This window comes from Phyllobacterium myrsinacearum (assembly GCF_014138285.1).
Classification (GTDB): Bacteria; Pseudomonadota; Alphaproteobacteria; order Rhizobiales; family Rhizobiaceae; genus Phyllobacterium; species Phyllobacterium myrsinacearum_A.
The window spans coordinates 900,451-918,204 of record NZ_JACGXN010000001.1; the positions used below are offsets into that span (position 1 = coordinate 900,451).

A 17,754-nucleotide genomic window follows, 5' to 3' on the forward strand; every position below is an offset into this window, starting at 1 on the left:
AAGGGTCGGCGGTCCAATTCTGATTGCGGACGACCCTGCCACAACTGTGCATTCAGGTTTTCTTGCGCGACCGCAACAGAACAGACACCGCCGTAAGACGGAGAGCGAAGCCAAACTTGGGATCTGCACGCCGGTTCCCGATGTCTACCCTAACCCATTTGATGCCACCAGATACTCAGGAGCAGGACATGCCAGCGAAAACCGAAATACAGATTATTGACGAAGGACACGCTATTGCAATCGCATTGCCGAATGGCACGAAGCAGAGGTTTCACGCTGTGTGGTTGCGGGACAATGCGTGGGATGAAACAACCCGCGCCCCGGGTAATAGCCAGCGGCTGATCACTCTCGGCGATATACCGGTCGACACACGCATTTCTGCGGCAGAATTTGAAGCCGGTATGCTGCATCTGACATTCCAGCCAGAGAATCGTACCATTATCTATGATCCGAACTGGCTGGCTGGCCATGGCTATGACGGCAATCAAAGCAAGGCTTCCGGTTGGACAGCACCTGATATCAAAACCTGGGATGCCGGACTGAACGCGAGCATTCCAATCGGGGATTTTGGCGCAGTCAGCCGCAGCCAGGAGGCCCTGCGCGACTGGCTTTATGGTGTGCGCCGTTATGGCTTTGGCAAGCTCACAGGAGGCCCGGTTGAAAGCGGCGCTTTGTTCAAGGTCGCGGAACTCTTCGGCTATATCCGCGAGACCAATTACGGCAAACATTTCGAGGTTCGCACCGAAGTGAACCCGTCGAACCTCGCTTATACCGGCCTTGGCCTGCAGGCTCATACAGACAACCCGTATCGCGATCCGGTTCCGACACTTCAGATCCTTTACTGCCTCGAGAATTCCGCTCAAGGCGGCGAGAACATGGTTGTTGACGGTTTCCGTGCGGCAGAACGGCTGCGTGAGGAAAATCCGAGAGGCTTTGAGTTGCTGACGCGTTATTGCGCGAACTTTGAATATTCCGGCAGTGCGGGTGTCTGCCTGCGCTCACGCCGGCCAATGATCGAGCTTGCTCCCGATGGTGAACTGGTCGGCATCCGTTTCAACAACCGCTCAACGGCCGCAATCACCGACGTTCCCTATGAGGATATGGCAGATTATTATGCCGCATATCGCAGGCTGGGCGAAATCATCGACGACACATCGATGGAAGTAACGTTCAAGCTTGCTCCGGGCGAATCCTTCATTGTCGACAACACGCGTGTTCTGCATGCCCGCAAAGGCTATTCGGGTGCCGGGTCCCGCTGGCTTCAAGGCTGTTACGCCGACAAGGACGGCCTGCTTTCGACGCTCAGCGCCATTGAATTGCAAGACCGAAAGGCTGCATAATGACAAAGCCAGATCCTGAAAAGCTTTCACCCGAGACGATCGTCGACTTTCTTGGCGATATCTTTGAACGCCGCGGCGGCGAGGAATATCTTGGCGAACCCGTCACCATGGCCGAACATATGCTGCAAGGTGCTTACATGGCCGAACAACAGGGGGAACCAGAGATCATCATCGTCGCAGCCCTGCTGCATGATATCGGTCATTTTACCAGCGAGTTCGGTACGTTCTCCATGGACGACGTGCATGACAAGCATCACGAAGAGGCGGGCGCTCAGGTACTTGAGCGCTTCTTTCCAAGCCTTGTGATCGATTGTGTGCGCTACCATGTTGCTGCCAAGCGGTACATCTGCGCGACCGACCCCGACTATTTCGGGCAGCTTTCGACAGCGTCCATTCATTCGCTCAAACTACAGGGCGGGCCGATGAACGGCGCTGAAATCACGGAGTTTGAGAAGAATCCGAATATCAAGGAAATCGTACGGGTCCGCCATCTCGATGATGCCGGCAAAATTGCCGACATGGTCACACCAGGCTTCTCGCATTTCGCTCCGATGGTACAACGCATCGTCAACGCCCATCTGTATCATCATTGATCGGGGAGCCAAATATTTCCGGCTTCAAAGATACGGGTCGAACTCAAAGCTTGTCCCGTATCGTTGAGCATTGAATGTCCTGTGACCACACAGGGCGAAGCAACAAAAAAACACATCGAAGTGATCCACACCTTATTTGCGGATCAGGTCACGTCCCGGTTCGCTGACACCGGCCGGATCGAGCAGGAGCAACGGTGCGCCCTGCTCGACCAGGGGCGTGTGGCTGACAATGTGAACCCGGTTATCAGTATCGCGGTGGATGGAATAGACCAGCTCGCCCTCGGCGCCCCTTGCCGCCTGCCTGCGCTCGATGCGGAAGCGCAGTGTCAGCGCCACCAGCCCCAGCACGAAGGCAGGCGGAATGATCAGCCATAGAATTTTAAGCCAGTCCGACAACGACTGGTATGTATCGAAAAAATCCTGCCAGAAATTATAAGACTCCATGGCGTTACCAAAAAGCTCGGCGTGAATTGTGACTTATAGTATACACATAGTGACCGCATGTAGCTAGCGTTTTCTGCCTGTTGTTACTCATAGTGTGTAGACTTAAAAACTACATCACTGGCCACATGCCCTCTATGGACTCAAGGCATGTCGTTGGCAGAAATGTGAGAAGAATTCGGGAAGAGCGCGGCTTGTCCCAGGAAAAGCTTGCCTTTGAGACGGAATTGCACCGAACCTACATCAGTGGCGTCGAGCGCGGCGTAAGAAATCCGACCGTCCTAGTGATTGACCGTTTGGCGAAAGCACTTGGAGTCCTGCCTCACATACTTTTGATGCCGAGCAATAGTTGATATGAATTGCAGCGAATCTTGAATGATTGGCATTTCGATTGTGCGTGGTTCGACAAGCTCACCATGAGGGAGAGTGAGGATTGCAGGGAGCTAGGTTCTGCAACTTTGGCGATCAACATTGTCTTCGACAGGTTTAGGAAGCTCATTATTGGAAAGTGTAGCTCCCTGCAACCAACCCCCTCCCTCATGGTGAGCTTCCTGAGGATGTCGAAGGGCGAACCACGCGCGATTGCTACGCCGCCTACAAGATTTCGATGTCAGATATCTCATCCCGTCACAGCTTGCCGCGAAGATCTTCCAAAACGCCGTCTGTGCATTCAAAGCAATCACCGCCCGGAGGCGTGTTCTCGATCCGCTCGATGACCAATCTTAGACTGGCGCGCGTTTCGGCAAGTTTCTTCTGCAGCACCTCGACCTCGGCAAGCTTCTTCCGCAAGCCCGCCAGCATCACGTCGTGACCCACGGGACCCTTGCCCTGCTGCGAAACCAGTTTGCGAATTTCGGCGAGAGAAAACCCGGCCTGCTGGGCAAGCATGATCAGCTCCAGCACTTTCTTCGTGCGCGCCGGATATTGCCGGTAACCGCCAAGGCTGCGATCAACCGTGCCGATCAGGCCTTCCGCTTCGTAGAACCGAATCTTTGACGGTGCCAACCCCGTCTGCTGGGCAAGTTCGCCTATTTTCATGATGCATCTATTTTCCGCTTGACCCTAAAGTTCACTTTAACGTTAGACCCATGCCAACGTCAACTTACTGGTATTGAAAAATGTCTCCATTCGAATCCCTTACCCTCCCCAATGGGAGCATCATTCCAAATCGCATTGCCAAGGCCGCAATGGAGGAAAACATGGCGGATGCGGCACACGCGCCCTCCCCAGCTCTCTTGAAACTCTACAAGGCCTGGGCCGATGGTGGCGCCGGATTGATCCTGACGGGCAACGTCATGATTGACCGCCGCGCCATGACCGGTCCCGGCGGGGTCGTGCTGGAAGATGAGAGCAACCTTGCGGCCTTTCGCACATGGGCGCGGACTGGTCAGGCCAAGGGCGCACAGATGTGGGTCCAGCTCAATCATCCCGGCCGCCAGATGATGAAAGGCATGGGGCAGGAAACGCTGGCACCTTCAGTTGTGGCACTCGACTTGGGAAAGCATTCGAAACTGTTCCCTGTGCCTAAAGCCATGACGGAACACGACATCCATGCAATCATCCTGCGCTTCGCCAACGCCGCCAAGATTGCCGAAACGGCGGGATTTGCCGGTGTCCAGATTCATGCGGCGCACGGCTACCTGATCAGCCAGTTCCTGTCGCCCCGGACCAATCGCCGGGATGACATATGGGGCGGTTCGCTCGAGAACCGGGCCCGACTGTTGCTCGAAACTGTCAGGGAGGTGCGTGCTGTTGTATCGCCAGATTTTTCGGTGGCCGTCAAATTGAATTCGGCTGACTTTCAGCGCGGAGGATTTGATGCTGACGATGCAAAACGTGTCGTCGAAATGCTCAATGACGAGAATGTCGATCTCGTCGAGCTCTCGGGCGGCAGTTATGAAGCGCCTGCCATGCAGGGCAGCGCCCGTGACGGCCGTACATTGAACCGCGAGGCGTATTTCCTTGAATTCGCCAAGGATATCGCCGCCATTGCCAGAATGCCTGTTATGGTCACTGGCGGTATCCGCCGGATGGAGATTGTGCAAACGGTGCTGGACAGCGGCGTGGCAATGGCCGGTATCGGCACGGCGCTGGCAATTCGCCCCGATCTGCCCGTGATCTGGCAGCAAGGAACTGACCCGCGTCCTGAACTGCCGCCAATCCACTGGAAAAACAAGGTTCTTGCCTCACTCGCCAGCATGGCGGTGGTAAAGTATCAGCTAGCGCGGTTAAGCATGGATCGGGCGCCAGTTCCCAAAGTGTCGCCTGTCAAGGCGCTGTTGATTTCGCAGTTCAAGACGGCACGCCTTGTCAGGAAATACCGTCGCTGGATGACATCTTCAGCGTCATAAGAAACATTCACGCACTTGCAGCATTCGCGTCAGAAACCAAAGCCCGACGCGAATTCACCCGTATCACCCCTACTTATCGATAAAATCGCGCACCGCTTTATTGTAACCTGCAGGGTCCTGCAGCATGGCGAAGTGGCTGGCATTGTCCAGTATTACCAGCTTGGCACCGGGAATGGTCTTGGCCATGTAATCCGTATGCTCGCGGCTGACCGCTTCGTCATGATCACCCAGAACGACGGCAATGGGCGTCTTGATCTTTTTCAGGTCATCGTCAGTCCAGTTCGGCTGGCTGGCCCACATGTTGCTGATCTGCTCGACAAAGGCATCGTACTCGGTCGGCGTCGGTGAGATCTTCCTGTACACTTCACCCGCCTTGTCGATGTACCCGGCAAAGGTCTTGTTCTGCAGCACGTCCGGCTTGACCCCGTCCACTTTGGTGTTGGCGGCCTGCGCAAAAACCTTGGTCAGGCGCTCCGGGTGGTGCATGGCGATGTCGATGCCGATGATACCGCCATCGCTCCAGCCGACCAGCGCCGTCTTGTCCACTTTCAGATAATCGAGCAGGGCAAGATAGTCCGACGACATCAGGTCATAGCTGAAAGGATCGGCATTGCGGGTGGAACGTCCATGGCCGCGACTGTCGGCAACGATGACCATATGGTCCTTGGCCAGATCGGCCACCTGACTACCCCAGACATCGCTGTAGCCAAGCCCGCCGTGGATGAGCAGCACAGGCGAGCCGGATCCATAGACCGCATAATACATCTGGATACCGTTGACCGGGGCGGTGCCGGTCTTGATGGCAACCGGCATGGGCGCGGGATCCGGTAATTGCTCCCAGCGCTCGGCGGCGGGCGCGGCAGCCGCACCGGCAGCTAAGAGAAGTCCCAGTGACAGAAGAAACGTCTTCAAGTTCATGATTGCTCTCCATGACAAAGCAGCGCACCTGCGGGTAGAAAGATCAGCACTTTTCAGCCAAGGCCGCAATGGGATCGGTGCTTCAGTCTGCTCGACAAACAAAAAGTGCGGCGCTTAAGCGCCGCACTTTTCCACACGAGAGAGATGTTTTAGCGGGCCGCCCTCGCCGTGCGAACGCCTTCGGGGACCACGAGCTTGCGGTAGAGGTGCCACGTGGCATGGCCAAGCACCGGAATGATCACGGCCAGTCCGGCAAAGATGGTGACGAAGCCGACCAGAAGCAGCACGGCAACCATCAGGCCCCACAGCGCCATGGTAACCGGATTGGCCGCAACGGCCTTGATGGAGGTGTAAATGGCAACGGCAGCACCGACGTCCCGGTCGAGCATCAGCGGGAACGCGATCACCGTCATGCAAAGGACGGCAACTGCAAAGACGAAGCCGACCGCATTCCCAACGAGAATGAGCCGCCAGCCTTCGGCCGTATTGAAGACCTGCTGCAGGAAAGTGGCAATGGAAACAGGCGCATCAGGACCGAACAGCCCTTCATAAAGCCGTTGTGCTGTCAGTAGCCAGGCGACGAAAAGCACGAAAAGCAACGCACCTACTGCCAGAATGGACGGAATAGCCGGTGATTTCCTGACATCGAAGGCATGCCGCCATGACGTGTCGAGATTGAGTTCGCGCCGTCGACTGATCTCGTAGAGCCCGATCGCCGCAAAGGGCCCGATCAGGGCAAAGCCGGACATCAGGGGATAGAGTAGTGCCAAGGCGTTGGAGCCGGAAGTCCAGCGCATCAGCACCAGTCCGGCGACGGGATAGATCAGGCAGAGAAAAACGTAATGGGACGGTTTTGCCCAGAAGTCTTCAAAGCCCTCCCGCAAAGCCTCGAACAGATCCGATACGCCGATGCGGCGCACCTGTGGAATAACGGGATTATCTGTTGCACCTGCAATGACATGAAACTGCGCCATAACCATTTCTCCCAATCTGGTTCGAGGGTGTAACGGCCTTGTAATGGCGCATTGTGAAGATGAGCCCTTGGGACCGATACTTGCACGTGGGAAAAAGGATACGCCCATCGGCCGCAGAATACCAGCGGCCGACGGGCATCTGACGGGAAGTTGAACAGTTGGCGGACACTATCTATTCGGCAGCCTCGGCGACAGCGGCGTCCGCATTCTTGGCCGCACCGGCTCCAGGCAACTGCACCGGCTTGAGGAGCATCGCCATCAACAACCCGAACAGGGCGATACAGGCGGCCGTCAGGAACAGCGGCGTAAATGCCGCGGCATAACTTTCAGCAAGGATCTGGCGCGTTTCCTCGGGAAGCGCCGCCATCATCTTGGGCGTCAGTTCAGCGATATTGCTCACGCCGGGAATGGCTCCGGCATCACGCGGCATGTTGGCCGCGATGATCGCACCATAGGCCGACATCGCAATCGAGGCTCCTGCCATGCGGGCCAGTGACACGGACCCGGTCGCGGCGCCGACATCACGGCTGCCCGCCGCATTCTGCACTCCTATGATTGGAAGCTGCTGACCCACGCCGATGCCGAGACCATGCATGAGCATGAGGAGGCCAATGACTGCGACCGGGGTTCCCGCATGCACTTGGGTGAGCAGGCCAAAGGCAATGGCACTGAGCGTAAGACTGGCCACCGACAGATATTTGTAGCGGCCGGTGATTGAAATGATACGGCCGGTCAGCAGCGAACCGCCGACAATACCGCCTGTCAGCAGAATGAACAGCAGGCCCGCGAGTGACGGCGAAAGGCCTGTTGTAGTCTGCAGGAAGAAGGCAAAATAATTGACCATGCCGATGGCGATCGAACCGCTGGCGATTGAAATGATCAGGAACAGGGTGAAAGTCGAATTCCGGAACAGGGACAGCGGAACGATCGGTTCGGGCGCACGGCGCTCGATGAAGACCCATGTCGTCGCACACAGGACACCGAATACGAAAATCGAAACGGTTTGTGGTGCCAGCAGCGAGCCGAACAGTTGCGCGCCATCAGCCGCCAGAACGAGGCTGGTCGTGGTCAGGGCGAGCAGAACGGCACCGGCATAATCAATCTTCGGCTTGCGCGCCGGTTTGCGGTAGGGAAGCATGAAGGCAAGTCCGGCGATAACTGCAAGGCCGATCGGCAGATTGATAAGAAAGATCGACCGCCAGCCGAACAGATCACTCATCGTGCCGCCGAGCACCGGCCCGATGGCACCGGAGGCCATGAAAACAAGGCTGATATAGCTCTGGTAGCGGGCGCGCTCGCGCGGTTCGAACAGATCGGCCGTAACGGAAAAGATCGAGACCATTACGCCGCCGCCGCCCAACCCCTGAAGGACGCGCGCTGCAATAAGCGTGTTCATGGAAATAGCGAGGCCACAGACCGCGGAACCAAGGGTGAAGATGGATATCGCGACGATCATCACATATTTGCGCCCGAAGAGGTCACCCAGCTTGCCGTAAACAGGCATGACCGCACTGACAGCGAGCAGATAGGCGGAGCCTATCCAGGCGAAGCGCTCAAGCTGGCCGAACTCACCGACGATGGTGGGAAGCGCTGTCGACACGATCTGGTTGTCAAGGACGGCCATGAACATGGTAGCCATGAGGAAATAGAAAAGCATCATCCGCCGGCGCGGGTCCGCAACAAGCGGTTCGAACGTGTTCGTCATATCCATGGAATTTTGTATCCGGTTTGAATAATGCGCTTTATGTGCTATTAGCATACATATGTCAATCGCACTTTAATGCCTTTTGCATATTTTAAAGCCGATAGGCATCTGTTATGCTCGAATCATGACAGAAACTACGGCGACACAAAAAATTGAAACCCCGGAAACCAGGACGGACGACGATCTCCTGCGTATCGGCCGGGTGATGACCCGTATGCGGCTGATGACAGGCAGGCGGGTGATTGGCCGCCTTGCTATTCAGAACGTCGCGCCCGGCCTCGAACTGACCCACCTCGACGTTCTCGACGCAGTCAGGCGCGGCGAACTCACCGGCGAAGTCACGGTCGGCGTCATTGCTGAAACCCTGCGGATCGACCCCTCGCGCGCCAGCCGCATCGTGGCCGAGATGGTCACCAAGAACGTGCTGCGCCGGAAGGCATCCCAGACCGACGCACGACGGATCGTCGTGGTCATGACAGCGCTCGGACAACGCCTGGTCGCCGAACTTCACGCACAGAAACAGTCTATTGTCGAAAGTGTGGTTGCAGACTGGTCACCCGAGGAAATTGAAATCTTCTCTCAGCTCTTTGAAAAATATGTTGACGGCTTCGAACAGCTTTTCGCACGCAATGTGACGGACCCAATGGAACGGACAGACTAGATAAGTTTGCGCAGCGTGAGCTCATCTTTCAGATAGGCGTAATAAATTGGCGCGGCAATGAGACCCGCCACGCCAAACCACGCCTCCATCACAACCATCGCCAGCAGCAATTCCCAGGAACGGGACTTGATCCGGGCGCCGATGATGCGTGCATTCATGAAGTATTCGAGCTTGTGAATAACAATCAGGAAGGCAAGCGAGCCAATCGCCGCCATGAATGACACACTGAGCCCGACAACGACGATGATCGTGTTGGAAATCAGGTTGCCGATAACAGGCAAAAGACCGGCGACAAAAGTGACGACGATCATGGTCTTCACGAGAGGCAGATGCACGCCGAGAATCGGCAGGATGACGACGAGGTAAATCGCCGTCAGGAACGTGTTCAGTGCAGAAATGCGGATCTGTGAAAAGACGATATTGCGGAATGCGCCGCTAAGCAGGCTCACCCGGTCAACAAGTGCCACCGCCAGAGGGCCCGGCTGGCGCGAGGAATTGACGGAGCTCAGCGCGATCAAGCCGCCAATCACCATGCCAACAATGATGCGGACAATCAGCACGCCAAAATCGCGGCCAACGAGCTGTAGTTGACCGGCATGCTCACGCAGCCATTTGGCGGCGATGGATTCCAGCTCATCAAGGTTGGATGGAAAATAATCCTTCGCCCAGTCCGGCACATGAACCTGCGCCGTGTCGATGATTTCTGCCATCTTCTTGAAAAGCGAGACAACACCTTCGGAGCCATTGGTCAATTGCCCGAGACCGCTCATCACCGCCGCGACAATCAAAAGGATGAAAATCGCCGCCAGCAGAGCCAGAGCCAATGTCTTCGTCAAGCTATTGGAAACGCCCAGCTTACCCAGCACAGGAGCCGCGAGATGGACCAGATTATAGACGAGAAGTCCCGACAAAAGGGCCGAAAGCAGTCCAAGCTGCAGGACGGCAATGAGAGCGATAAGCGTCAATACAAAAGACGCGACATAGAGCCTTGTGGCAGTCAGCAAGTGGCACCTTGAGAAGGGCTATCTGTTTCAAATTGTTCCTAGCCTTGAAAGCCTCCCGGGCGCAAGCAAAAGCCGCTTGAGTATGGACAAAATTTAATGGTGCCGGTAATTTCCAAGCGGCCCCAATACCCGCTAATGTCCTGTTTCTCTTAGACCCTTTCGAGGGATGGCAAGAACAGGTGAATGAATGGTATCGAAATCGCGTGTCCTGGTAGTGATCCTGGTCATTGCTGCACTCGGCGCCGGCGCATATGTGACACGCGACCGCTGGTGGAGCACCCGGGGCGCTGCAACACAAAATGCTGCCGCGCCGGCCGATGGTCAACGGGAAAGCGGACGCCGTGGCGGCGGGAGGCGCGGCGGCGGCCAGAGCCTTGGCCCGACACCCGTTCTGGTTGCAGAGGCTAAATCTGCTGATGTTCCTGTTTATATCGACGGCGTCGGATCTGTCCGGCCGCTGAACTCTGTCGTGGTGCGCTCGCAGGTCAGCGGCAAGCTTGCTGCCATTGAATTTCAGGAAGGGCAGGATGTGAAGGCGGGCGACGTGCTTGCCCGTATCGATGACGCCATCTATCGCGCACAACTTGATCAGGCCATAGCCAAGAAAGCACAGGACGAAGCGCTGCTGGCCAATACCAAGCTGGATCTCGAACGCTACATCCGCCTTGCCCAGACGAATGCAGGCACACAACAGCAGGCAGATACCCAACGCGCGCTGGTGGCGCAGTACGAAGCACAGCTCAAATCCGATGAAGCCGCCATTGAAAGTGCACAGGCAACGTTTGACTACACCATCATCCGTGCCCCGATCGACGGGCGGACCGGTATCCGCAATGTCGATGTCGGCAATATCGTCAGCACATCCGACACGACGGGTATCGTCACGCTTTCGCAGATCAAGCCGATTTCTGTGCAGTTTTCGATCCCTCAGCAACAGCTGGCAAAGATCAATGTGGCAAGCGCCGCCAACGCGCTGAGCGTGCAGGCACTGTCGGGCGATGGAAAAACCATTATCGACAGCGGTACACTTGCCGTCATCGATAATCAGGTTGATCCGACGACAGGCACGGTCAAGCTCAAGGCGAACTTTCCCAATGACAAACTCGTCCTCTGGCCGGGTGCTTTCGTCAATGCCCGCCTGCTCGTACAGACTTTGACCGGCGCGATTGTCGTACCCACCGCATCCGTGCAGCGTGGCCCGACAGGAACTTTTGTCTACCTGCTTCAGCCGGATGATACCGTCGCCATGCATCCGGTGACCGTCGGACAACAGGACGATGTACAGGCGGTCATCACCAACGGCGTTGCAGCGGGAGATCGGATCATTACAACAGGATTTGCCCGTCTGCAGGACGGTGCCAAGGTTCAGGTCACTGGTAGCGCGGATCAGGGGGCGGCACCTGCGTCCGATACGACACCCACAGCCGATGACAAAAAGCCGGATGGCACTGGAAAAGGCGGCGAGCGGCAGCACAAGCGGCGTAACCAGCAAAGCGGTGGCACCAACGGCGGAGAGACCGAAAACGGGACTGCGAAATGAGTGTTTCGACACCTTTCATCCACAGGCCCATAGCAACCTCGCTTCTGGGCATTGCCGTGCTGCTCGGCGGCATTCTCGGCTATCTCGCATTGCCGGTCGCGCCATTGCCGCAGGTGGATTTCCCGACGATTCAGGTGACGACGCAGCTGCCGGGCGCCAATCCGGATACGATGGCGTCCCTCGTCACCGCCCCGCTGGAGCGCCAATTGGGGCAGATACCCTCGTTGTCCTCCATGGTGTCATCGAGTGCATTCGGCATCAGTCAGGTAACGCTCCAGTTCGACCTTGATCGCGATATTGACGGCGCTGCGCAAGATGTGCAGGCCGCGATCAACGCAGCCGGTTCTCTGCTGCCGAAAACCCTGCCTTACCCGCCTACCTATGCAAAAGTGAATCCTGCCGATACACCGATCATCACGCTTGCCCTGCGCTCCAAAAGCTATTCCATCCGTAACCTCAGTGATTTCGCCGATACCATGATGGCACAGCGCCTGAGTGAGGTGACCGGCGTCGGCAACGTGAATATTCAAGGTGGCGTGCGCCCGGCTGTGCGCATCCAAGCAGACCTGCCGCGTCTGGCATCCTATGGCATAGCACTTGAAGACATCAGGACTGCGATCACCAATGCCAGTGTTGCGGGCGCAAAAGGTGCACTCGACGGCACCCACCAGTCCTACACAATTTCAGCCAACGATCAGATCGTTGATCCGCAGACCTATAATTCCATCATCGTTGCTTACAAGAACGGCTCCCCTGTCCTGCTCAAGGATGTGGCGACGGTTGTCGAAGGACTGGAGAATTCCCGCGTCGGTGCCTGGTATCAAGGCGAACCAGCCGTGGTGATCGATGTGATGCGCCAGCCCGGCGCCAACGTCATCGACACGGTGAGCCGCGTGCTGCAGCAGTTACCCCGCCTCAAGCAGGCCCTGCCCGCGGGCGTGACGCTGGATGTGGTGAATGACCGGACCAACACGATCCGCGCATCCATCCATGATGTGCAACTGACTCTGGCGATCAGTATTGCGCTGGTCATTCTTGTCGTCTTCATCTTCCTGAGAACCGTTCGCGCCACCATTATCGCCGGTGTTGCGCTGCCCCTGTCGCTTGTCGCGACCTTCGGCGTGATGTGGTTTGCCGGTTTCAGTCTCGACAATCTTTCTTTGATGGCACTGACCATCGGCACCGGCTTTGTCGTCGACGATGCCATTGTGATGATCGAAAATATCGTCCGCCATATCGAAGACGGCGAAGGACCGCTCGAAGCAGCGCTCAAAGGCGCCGGCGAAATCGGCTTCACCATTATATCGCTGACCGTCTCGCTGATTGCCGTGTTTATCCCCCTCCTCTTCATGACAGGCATTGTCGGGCGCATGTTCCGCGAGTTCGCCCTGACACTGACTATTGCCGTTGTCGTGTCCGCCATCGTCTCGCTCACACTCACCCCCATGATGTGCGCACGGATACTGCGCGGCAAGGCAGAAGGCGAGCGCCGTGGTGTGCTGCATGGTATCGACCAATGGATGGACAAGGTTATCGCGGGATACCGCCGCAGCCTTCTTTGGGCACTCGACCGCAGCAAACTCATGCTGCTGCTGACGGCCATCACACTCGCAGCAACAGTTGCGCTATATGTCATTATTCCCAAGGGCTTCTTGCCCTCGCAGGACACCGGACTGATAACAGCAATCATTGAAACCGAACCGACGACCTCTTTCGAGGCAATCAAACGAACCCAGGCGATCGTGACGGACAGGCTGCAACACGATCCAGATGTGGCAGGCGTTGTCTCGGTTGTCGGAACCAGTACAACCAATCTTACTCCCAACACCGGCACGCTTAGCCTTGTATTGAAACCACAGGACCAGAGATCGGATTCAGCGGCACAGATCATTGACCGCCTGCGAACCGAAACCACTGGCATTCCCGGCGTGCAAGTCACGTTCCAGAGCGTGCAGGATATCCGGATCAGCACGCGCTCCAGCCGCGCGCCGTACCAGTACACGCTGACGGGCACCGATACGGCGACAGTGATCGATTGGTCGCAGCGGCTTGCCAAAGAACTGCAACGCGACCCGGCTTTGATCAATGTGGCTTCGGAAATCGAAATGGGTGGCGGCCGGATCTTCGTCAATGTCGACCGGGAAACTGCGTCCAGACTCGGTGTCTCGATGCAGGCAGTCAGCGATACACTCAACGATGCCTTCGGGCAGCGCCAGATTGGCACGATTTACGGACAGGCAAACCAATATCGCATCATCCTTGAAGCCTCGCCGCAGTATCAGGCCGATCCGAAATCCCTCGACAAACTCTATGTCAGCGGCACCGGCGGAGCACAGGTGCAGCTGAGTGCCTTCGCTACGGCCTCATTCACGACTGCGCCCCTCGTCATCGGCCACGATGAGCAGTTTCCCGCCGTGACGGTAAGTTTCGATCTCGCGCCGGGCTCGTCGTTGAGCCACGCGGTCGCAGCGATCAAATCGGCTGAAAAGGCGATAGCCATGCCCGAGACCATCCGCGGGCAATATTCAGGCGATGCAGCGGAATTTGCAAGTTCGCTGGCGGGTGAACCATGGCTCATTCTCGCAGCAATCGTCACGATCTACATCGTGCTGGGTGTGCTTTACGAGAGCGCCATCCACCCCATCACCATTCTCTCCACATTGCCTTCGGCCGGTGTCGGTGCACTGGTCGCCCTGATGCTCTTCGGCCAGGACCTTTCGATCATCGCGCTCATCGGTATCGTCCTCCTGATGGGCATTGTGAAAAAGAACGCGATCATGATGATTGACTTTGCACTCGAAGCGGAACGGACGGAAGGGCTCGACCCGCGAGAGGCCATTGTCAAAGCATCGATCCTGCGTTTCCGCCCGATCATGATGACGACCCTCGCTGCGCTTTTCGGCGCGTTGCCACTGGCACTCGCCCAGGGAACCGGCTCTGAACTGCGCATTCCGCTTGGCATCAGCATTATTGGCGGTCTCGTACTCAGCCAACTTCTGACGCTCTATACAACACCGGTCATCTATCTCGGTTTCGAACGCCTGCGCAGCCGTGTCGTCGGCCGGCCAACCGGCACGCCTGCCCCTGAAGCGGATGGCAGCGTATGAACTTTTCCGGGCCATTCATCCGCAGACCTGTCGGCACCACGCTTCTGGCGCTGGGTCTGCTGATCCTTGGCATTGTGGCCTATGGCTTTCTGCCGGTCGCGAGTTTGCCTTCCGTTGACTTGCCGACGATCCGCGTTTCCGCCAGCCGCCCCGGTGCCGATCCAGCCACCATGGCCGCCAGCGTTGCTGCACCGCTGGAGCGGCGCCTCGGCTCCATAGCGGGTGTCACGGAACTCACCTCCGTCAGTTCGCTTGGTTCCACCAACATCACGGTCCAGTTCGATCTGTCCCGCGACGTCGACGGCGCGGCACAGGACGTGCAGGCCGCCCTCAATGCCGCCGCGACCGATTTGCCTTCCGACCTTCCCTCTCTGCCCAGTTTCCGCAAGGTCAATCCAGCTGCAGCGCCCGTGCTTATTCTGGCTCTGACATCGGATACCGTATCGGCAAGTGCCATTTATGATGCGGCTGACACGGTCATCGTCCAACGTATTTCCCAGGTCGAAGGTGTTGGCGAAGTGACGGCCAGCGGAGCGGATCAACCGGCCATCCGCGTCCGCTTCAATCCGGACCGCCTGGCGGCCATGGGCATGTCGCTTGACACGGTCCGCACTGCCATCACCAACGCCAATGTAGCTGAACCGGTCGGGTCGATCGACGGCAGTGATTTTGCCTACTCCATCGGTACCAATGCGCAATTGAAAACGCCGGAGGATTACGGCCGGATCATTATCCGCAGCGGTAATGGAACAGCAGTACGCCTGTCGGATATCGCAACGGTCGAGCAGGGCGTACGCAACAGCCGCTCCGATGCCTGGTACAATGGCAAGCCCTCGGTTCTTCTCAACATCACGAAACAGGCCAATGCCAATGTTATCGCCACCGTTGATGCGGTGAAAACGTTGCTGCCTGATCTGAAACGCCTGATCCCCCCGGGCATCGACGTAGCTGTTCTGTCTGACCGAACCACGACCATCCATGCCAGCGTGAATGATATGCAGTGGACACTTCTGGCGACCATCTGCCTCGTGATGGCCGTGGTCATGGTTTTCCTGCGACGCGCCACTCCCACCATTGCAGCCGGTGTGACTGTGCCTCTTTCACTGGCTGGCACATTTGCCGCCATGTGGGCCTGGGGCCTTTCCATTGATAATCTGTCGCTGATGGCGCTGGCGGTATCGGTCGGATTCGTCGTCGATGACGCCATCGTCATGATCGAGAATATCTATGCCAATCTCGAAGAAGGCATGAAGCCGATGCGGGCGGCACTTGAAGGTGCGCGGCAGATCGGCTTCACCGTCGTTTCCATCAGCCTGTCATTGCTCGCCGCGTTTATTCCTCTCTTCTTCATGGGCGGAATTGTCGGACGCTTCTTTCAGACTTTCTCGCTCACCCTCGCATTCACAATTGCCGTATCAACCGTGGTATCGCTGACTGTCACGCCCATGATCTGCGGCCACAGGCTCAAGGCTCATGATGCCAACGCACGTCCGGGCGTTTTCGGCCGTTTCGTCGAAGGAACACTCGATGCTGTTATCGGCTTCTACGGCCAGACGTTGAAAAGCGTTTTGTATCACCGGGTTCTGGCAGTCCTCGTCATTTTCGCGTGTGTGGCCGTTACCGCCTTTCTCTATGTGAAAGTTCCGAAAGGATTCTTTCCACAGGATGACACCGGTTTCATCATGGGCGGGACGCAGGCATCCACCGATATCTCCTATCCGGCCATGGTTGAATTGCAGCGTCAGGCCGCAGCGATAGCCGGTCAGGATCCGGCTGTTTCTGGCGTCGGCTCCTCCGTGGGCGGTGGCGGTTTTTCTTCCGGCGTCAACCGGGGACAATTGCTGATTTCACTGAAACCGGAGAAGGAACGCGATCCGACGGCCGTCGTCATCGACCGCATGCGCAAATCGCTCGCCTCGGTTGCCGGTCTCTCGACATTCCTCTTTTCGCCCGGTGACATACGCGCGGGCGGGCGGTCAACGCAGTCGCAGTACCAATTCACCCTGTGGGACGCCGATTACAACGAACTCGTTACATGGGCGCCGAGGGTGCTTGACCGCCTGAAACAGGAACCGGGACTGACCGATGTGGCGACGGACCGCCAGCCCAACGGTTTGCAGGCCAATGTAACGATAGACCGGGTTGCTGCGGCGCGCATGGGGGTCGCCATCGGCGATATCGACAGCGCTCTCAACAATGCCTTTTCGCAGCGGCAGGTCTCGACCATCTATTCGGCACGCAATCAATACAGGGTGGTGATTGAAGCAAACTCCGGCTACGCTTTGGACCCCGAGCAGATCGCCAATCTGCATGTGACCGGCACAGACGGCATGCAGGTACCGCTCAGCAGTGTCGCCAAGATCGAACGCACGCTGGCCCCGCTTGTCGTCAACCATCAGGGTCAGTTTCCGTCCGTTACCATTTCCTATAATCTGGCATTGGGGACATCACTGGAAGATGCGAACAATGCGATACAGAACGCCGTTCTGGGCATGCACCTTCCCGATGCGCTGCACGCGGAGTTCGCGGGGGACGCCGCATCGCTGACGCAATCCACCGGCAGCCAACCGCTGCTCATCCTTGCCGCATTACTGACCGTCTATATCGTGCTGGGCATTCTCTATGAGAGCCTTGCCCATCCGCTGACCATCATATCCACTTTGCCTTCAGCCGGGCTTGGTGCCCTGCTTGCTCTGGTGGTAACAGGTACCGAGCTGTCGCTGATCGCCTTTATCGGCATTATTCTTCTCATCGGTATCGTGAAGAAGAACGGCATCATGATGGTGGATTTCGCGTTGCAGGGCGAACGGACATTCGGTCTTTCACCGGAAGATGCTATTTATCAGGCCTGCCTCAAGCGTTTCCGGCCCATCCTGATGACAACGCTTGCCGCCATCATGGGAGCCATCCCCCTGATCATTGCGACCGGACCGGGGGCCGAATTGCGGCGGCCTCTCGGCATCACCATTGTCGGTGGACTGATCGTGTCACAGGTGCTGACCCTGTACACGACCCCCGTCATCTATCTGATGCTGGCGCGGCTGCACCAGCGCTGGTCGGTCAAAAAACCGGCACCCACCGTGCCATTCGACCCGGCGGGTGCTGTCTGAACTGGTTCGT

The 17,754-nt window shown here is 57.3% G+C and carries 14 protein-coding genes; 8 read left to right on the top strand and 6 right to left on the bottom strand.

Annotated features, from left to right (window positions below; all coding sequences use genetic code 11):
• Positions 1-188 precede the first annotated feature (188 nt).
• On the top strand, positions 189-1,340 hold the full coding sequence (gene tmpA / locus FHW16_RS04510) for a 2-trimethylaminoethylphosphonate dioxygenase (protein WP_182547932.1): 1,152 nt from the start codon (positions 189-191) through the stop codon (positions 1,338-1,340).
• A complete protein-coding gene (gene tmpB / locus FHW16_RS04515) occupies positions 1,340-1,933 on the top strand; it encodes a (R)-1-hydroxy-2-trimethylaminoethylphosphonate oxygenase (RefSeq protein WP_182547933.1) in 594 nt (197 codons plus the stop codon). Before tmpA ends, tmpB begins: the two co-directional genes overlap by 1 nt.
• 132 nt (positions 1,934-2,065) lie before the next feature.
• On the opposite strand, the gene FHW16_RS04520 is transcribed toward tmpB, so the two are convergent.
• Positions 2,066-2,377, bottom strand: a complete 312-nt coding sequence (locus FHW16_RS04520) for a hypothetical protein (protein WP_182547934.1) — start codon at positions 2,375-2,377, stop codon at positions 2,066-2,068.
• Positions 2,378-2,511: 134 nt separating this feature from the next.
• Between FHW16_RS04520 and FHW16_RS04525 the strand changes: the two genes are divergently transcribed.
• Positions 2,512-2,727: a helix-turn-helix domain-containing protein gene (locus FHW16_RS04525; protein WP_182547935.1), complete on the top strand. Its 216-nt coding sequence runs from the start codon at positions 2,512-2,514 to the stop codon at positions 2,725-2,727.
• A gap of 274 nt (positions 2,728-3,001) precedes the next feature.
• On the opposite strand, the gene FHW16_RS04530 is transcribed toward FHW16_RS04525, so the two are convergent.
• Entirely contained in the window at positions 3,002-3,412 is a 411-nt protein-coding gene (locus FHW16_RS04530) for a MerR family transcriptional regulator (protein WP_182547936.1), read from the bottom strand.
• An 80-nt stretch (positions 3,413-3,492) separates the two neighbouring features.
• Between FHW16_RS04530 and FHW16_RS04535 the strand changes: the two genes are divergently transcribed.
• Complete coding sequence (locus tag FHW16_RS04535) at positions 3,493-4,725, top strand: NADH:flavin oxidoreductase/NADH oxidase family protein (protein WP_182547937.1); 1,233 nt, start codon at positions 3,493-3,495, stop codon at positions 4,723-4,725.
• Between the two features lie 69 nt (positions 4,726-4,794).
• Here FHW16_RS04535 and FHW16_RS04540 read toward each other — a convergent pair whose 3' ends face one another.
• The 3 genes from FHW16_RS04540 to FHW16_RS04550 form a co-directional block, all read right to left on the bottom strand.
• Positions 4,795-5,643: an alpha/beta fold hydrolase gene (locus FHW16_RS04540; RefSeq protein WP_182547938.1), complete on the bottom strand. Its 849-nt coding sequence runs from the start codon at positions 5,641-5,643 to the stop codon at positions 4,795-4,797.
• A gap of 149 nt (positions 5,644-5,792) precedes the next feature.
• Complete coding sequence (locus FHW16_RS04545; RefSeq protein ID WP_182547939.1) at positions 5,793-6,617, bottom strand: DUF2189 domain-containing protein; 825 nt, start codon at positions 6,615-6,617, stop codon at positions 5,793-5,795.
• A gap of 172 nt (positions 6,618-6,789) precedes the next feature.
• A complete protein-coding gene (locus tag FHW16_RS04550) occupies positions 6,790-8,328 on the bottom strand; it encodes an MDR family MFS transporter (RefSeq protein ID WP_182547940.1) in 1,539 nt (512 codons plus the stop codon).
• A 118-nt stretch (positions 8,329-8,446) separates the two neighbouring features.
• On the opposite strand from FHW16_RS04550, the gene FHW16_RS04555 reads away from it, so the two are divergent.
• Positions 8,447-8,983, top strand: coding sequence for a MarR family winged helix-turn-helix transcriptional regulator (locus FHW16_RS04555; protein ID WP_182547941.1), 537 nt, complete (start codon positions 8,447-8,449; stop codon positions 8,981-8,983).
• Here FHW16_RS04555 and FHW16_RS04560 read toward each other — a convergent pair.
• Positions 8,980-9,987: an AI-2E family transporter gene (locus tag FHW16_RS04560; RefSeq protein ID WP_182547942.1), complete on the bottom strand. Its 1,008-nt coding sequence runs from the start codon at positions 9,985-9,987 to the stop codon at positions 8,980-8,982. The two genes, FHW16_RS04555 and FHW16_RS04560, sit on opposite strands and share 4 nt — an antisense overlap.
• A 187-nt stretch (positions 9,988-10,174) precedes the next feature.
• Between FHW16_RS04560 and FHW16_RS04565 the strand changes: the two genes are divergently transcribed.
• Genes FHW16_RS04565 through FHW16_RS04575 form a run of 3 tightly spaced genes read left to right on the top strand, consistent with a single transcriptional unit; the run spans position 10,175 to position 17,744 of the window.
• Entirely contained in the window at positions 10,175-11,527 is a 1,353-nt protein-coding gene (locus FHW16_RS04565; protein WP_182547943.1) for an efflux RND transporter periplasmic adaptor subunit, read from the top strand.
• Entirely contained in the window at positions 11,524-14,634 is a 3,111-nt protein-coding gene (locus FHW16_RS04570) for an efflux RND transporter permease subunit (protein ID WP_182547944.1), read from the top strand. Before FHW16_RS04565 ends, FHW16_RS04570 begins: the two co-directional genes overlap by 4 nt.
• On the top strand, positions 14,631-17,744 hold the full coding sequence (locus tag FHW16_RS04575; RefSeq protein ID WP_182547945.1) for an efflux RND transporter permease subunit: 3,114 nt from the start codon (positions 14,631-14,633) through the stop codon (positions 17,742-17,744). The genes FHW16_RS04570 and FHW16_RS04575 overlap by 4 nt, the downstream gene beginning before the upstream one ends.
• Positions 17,745-17,754: the final 10 nt, after the last annotated feature.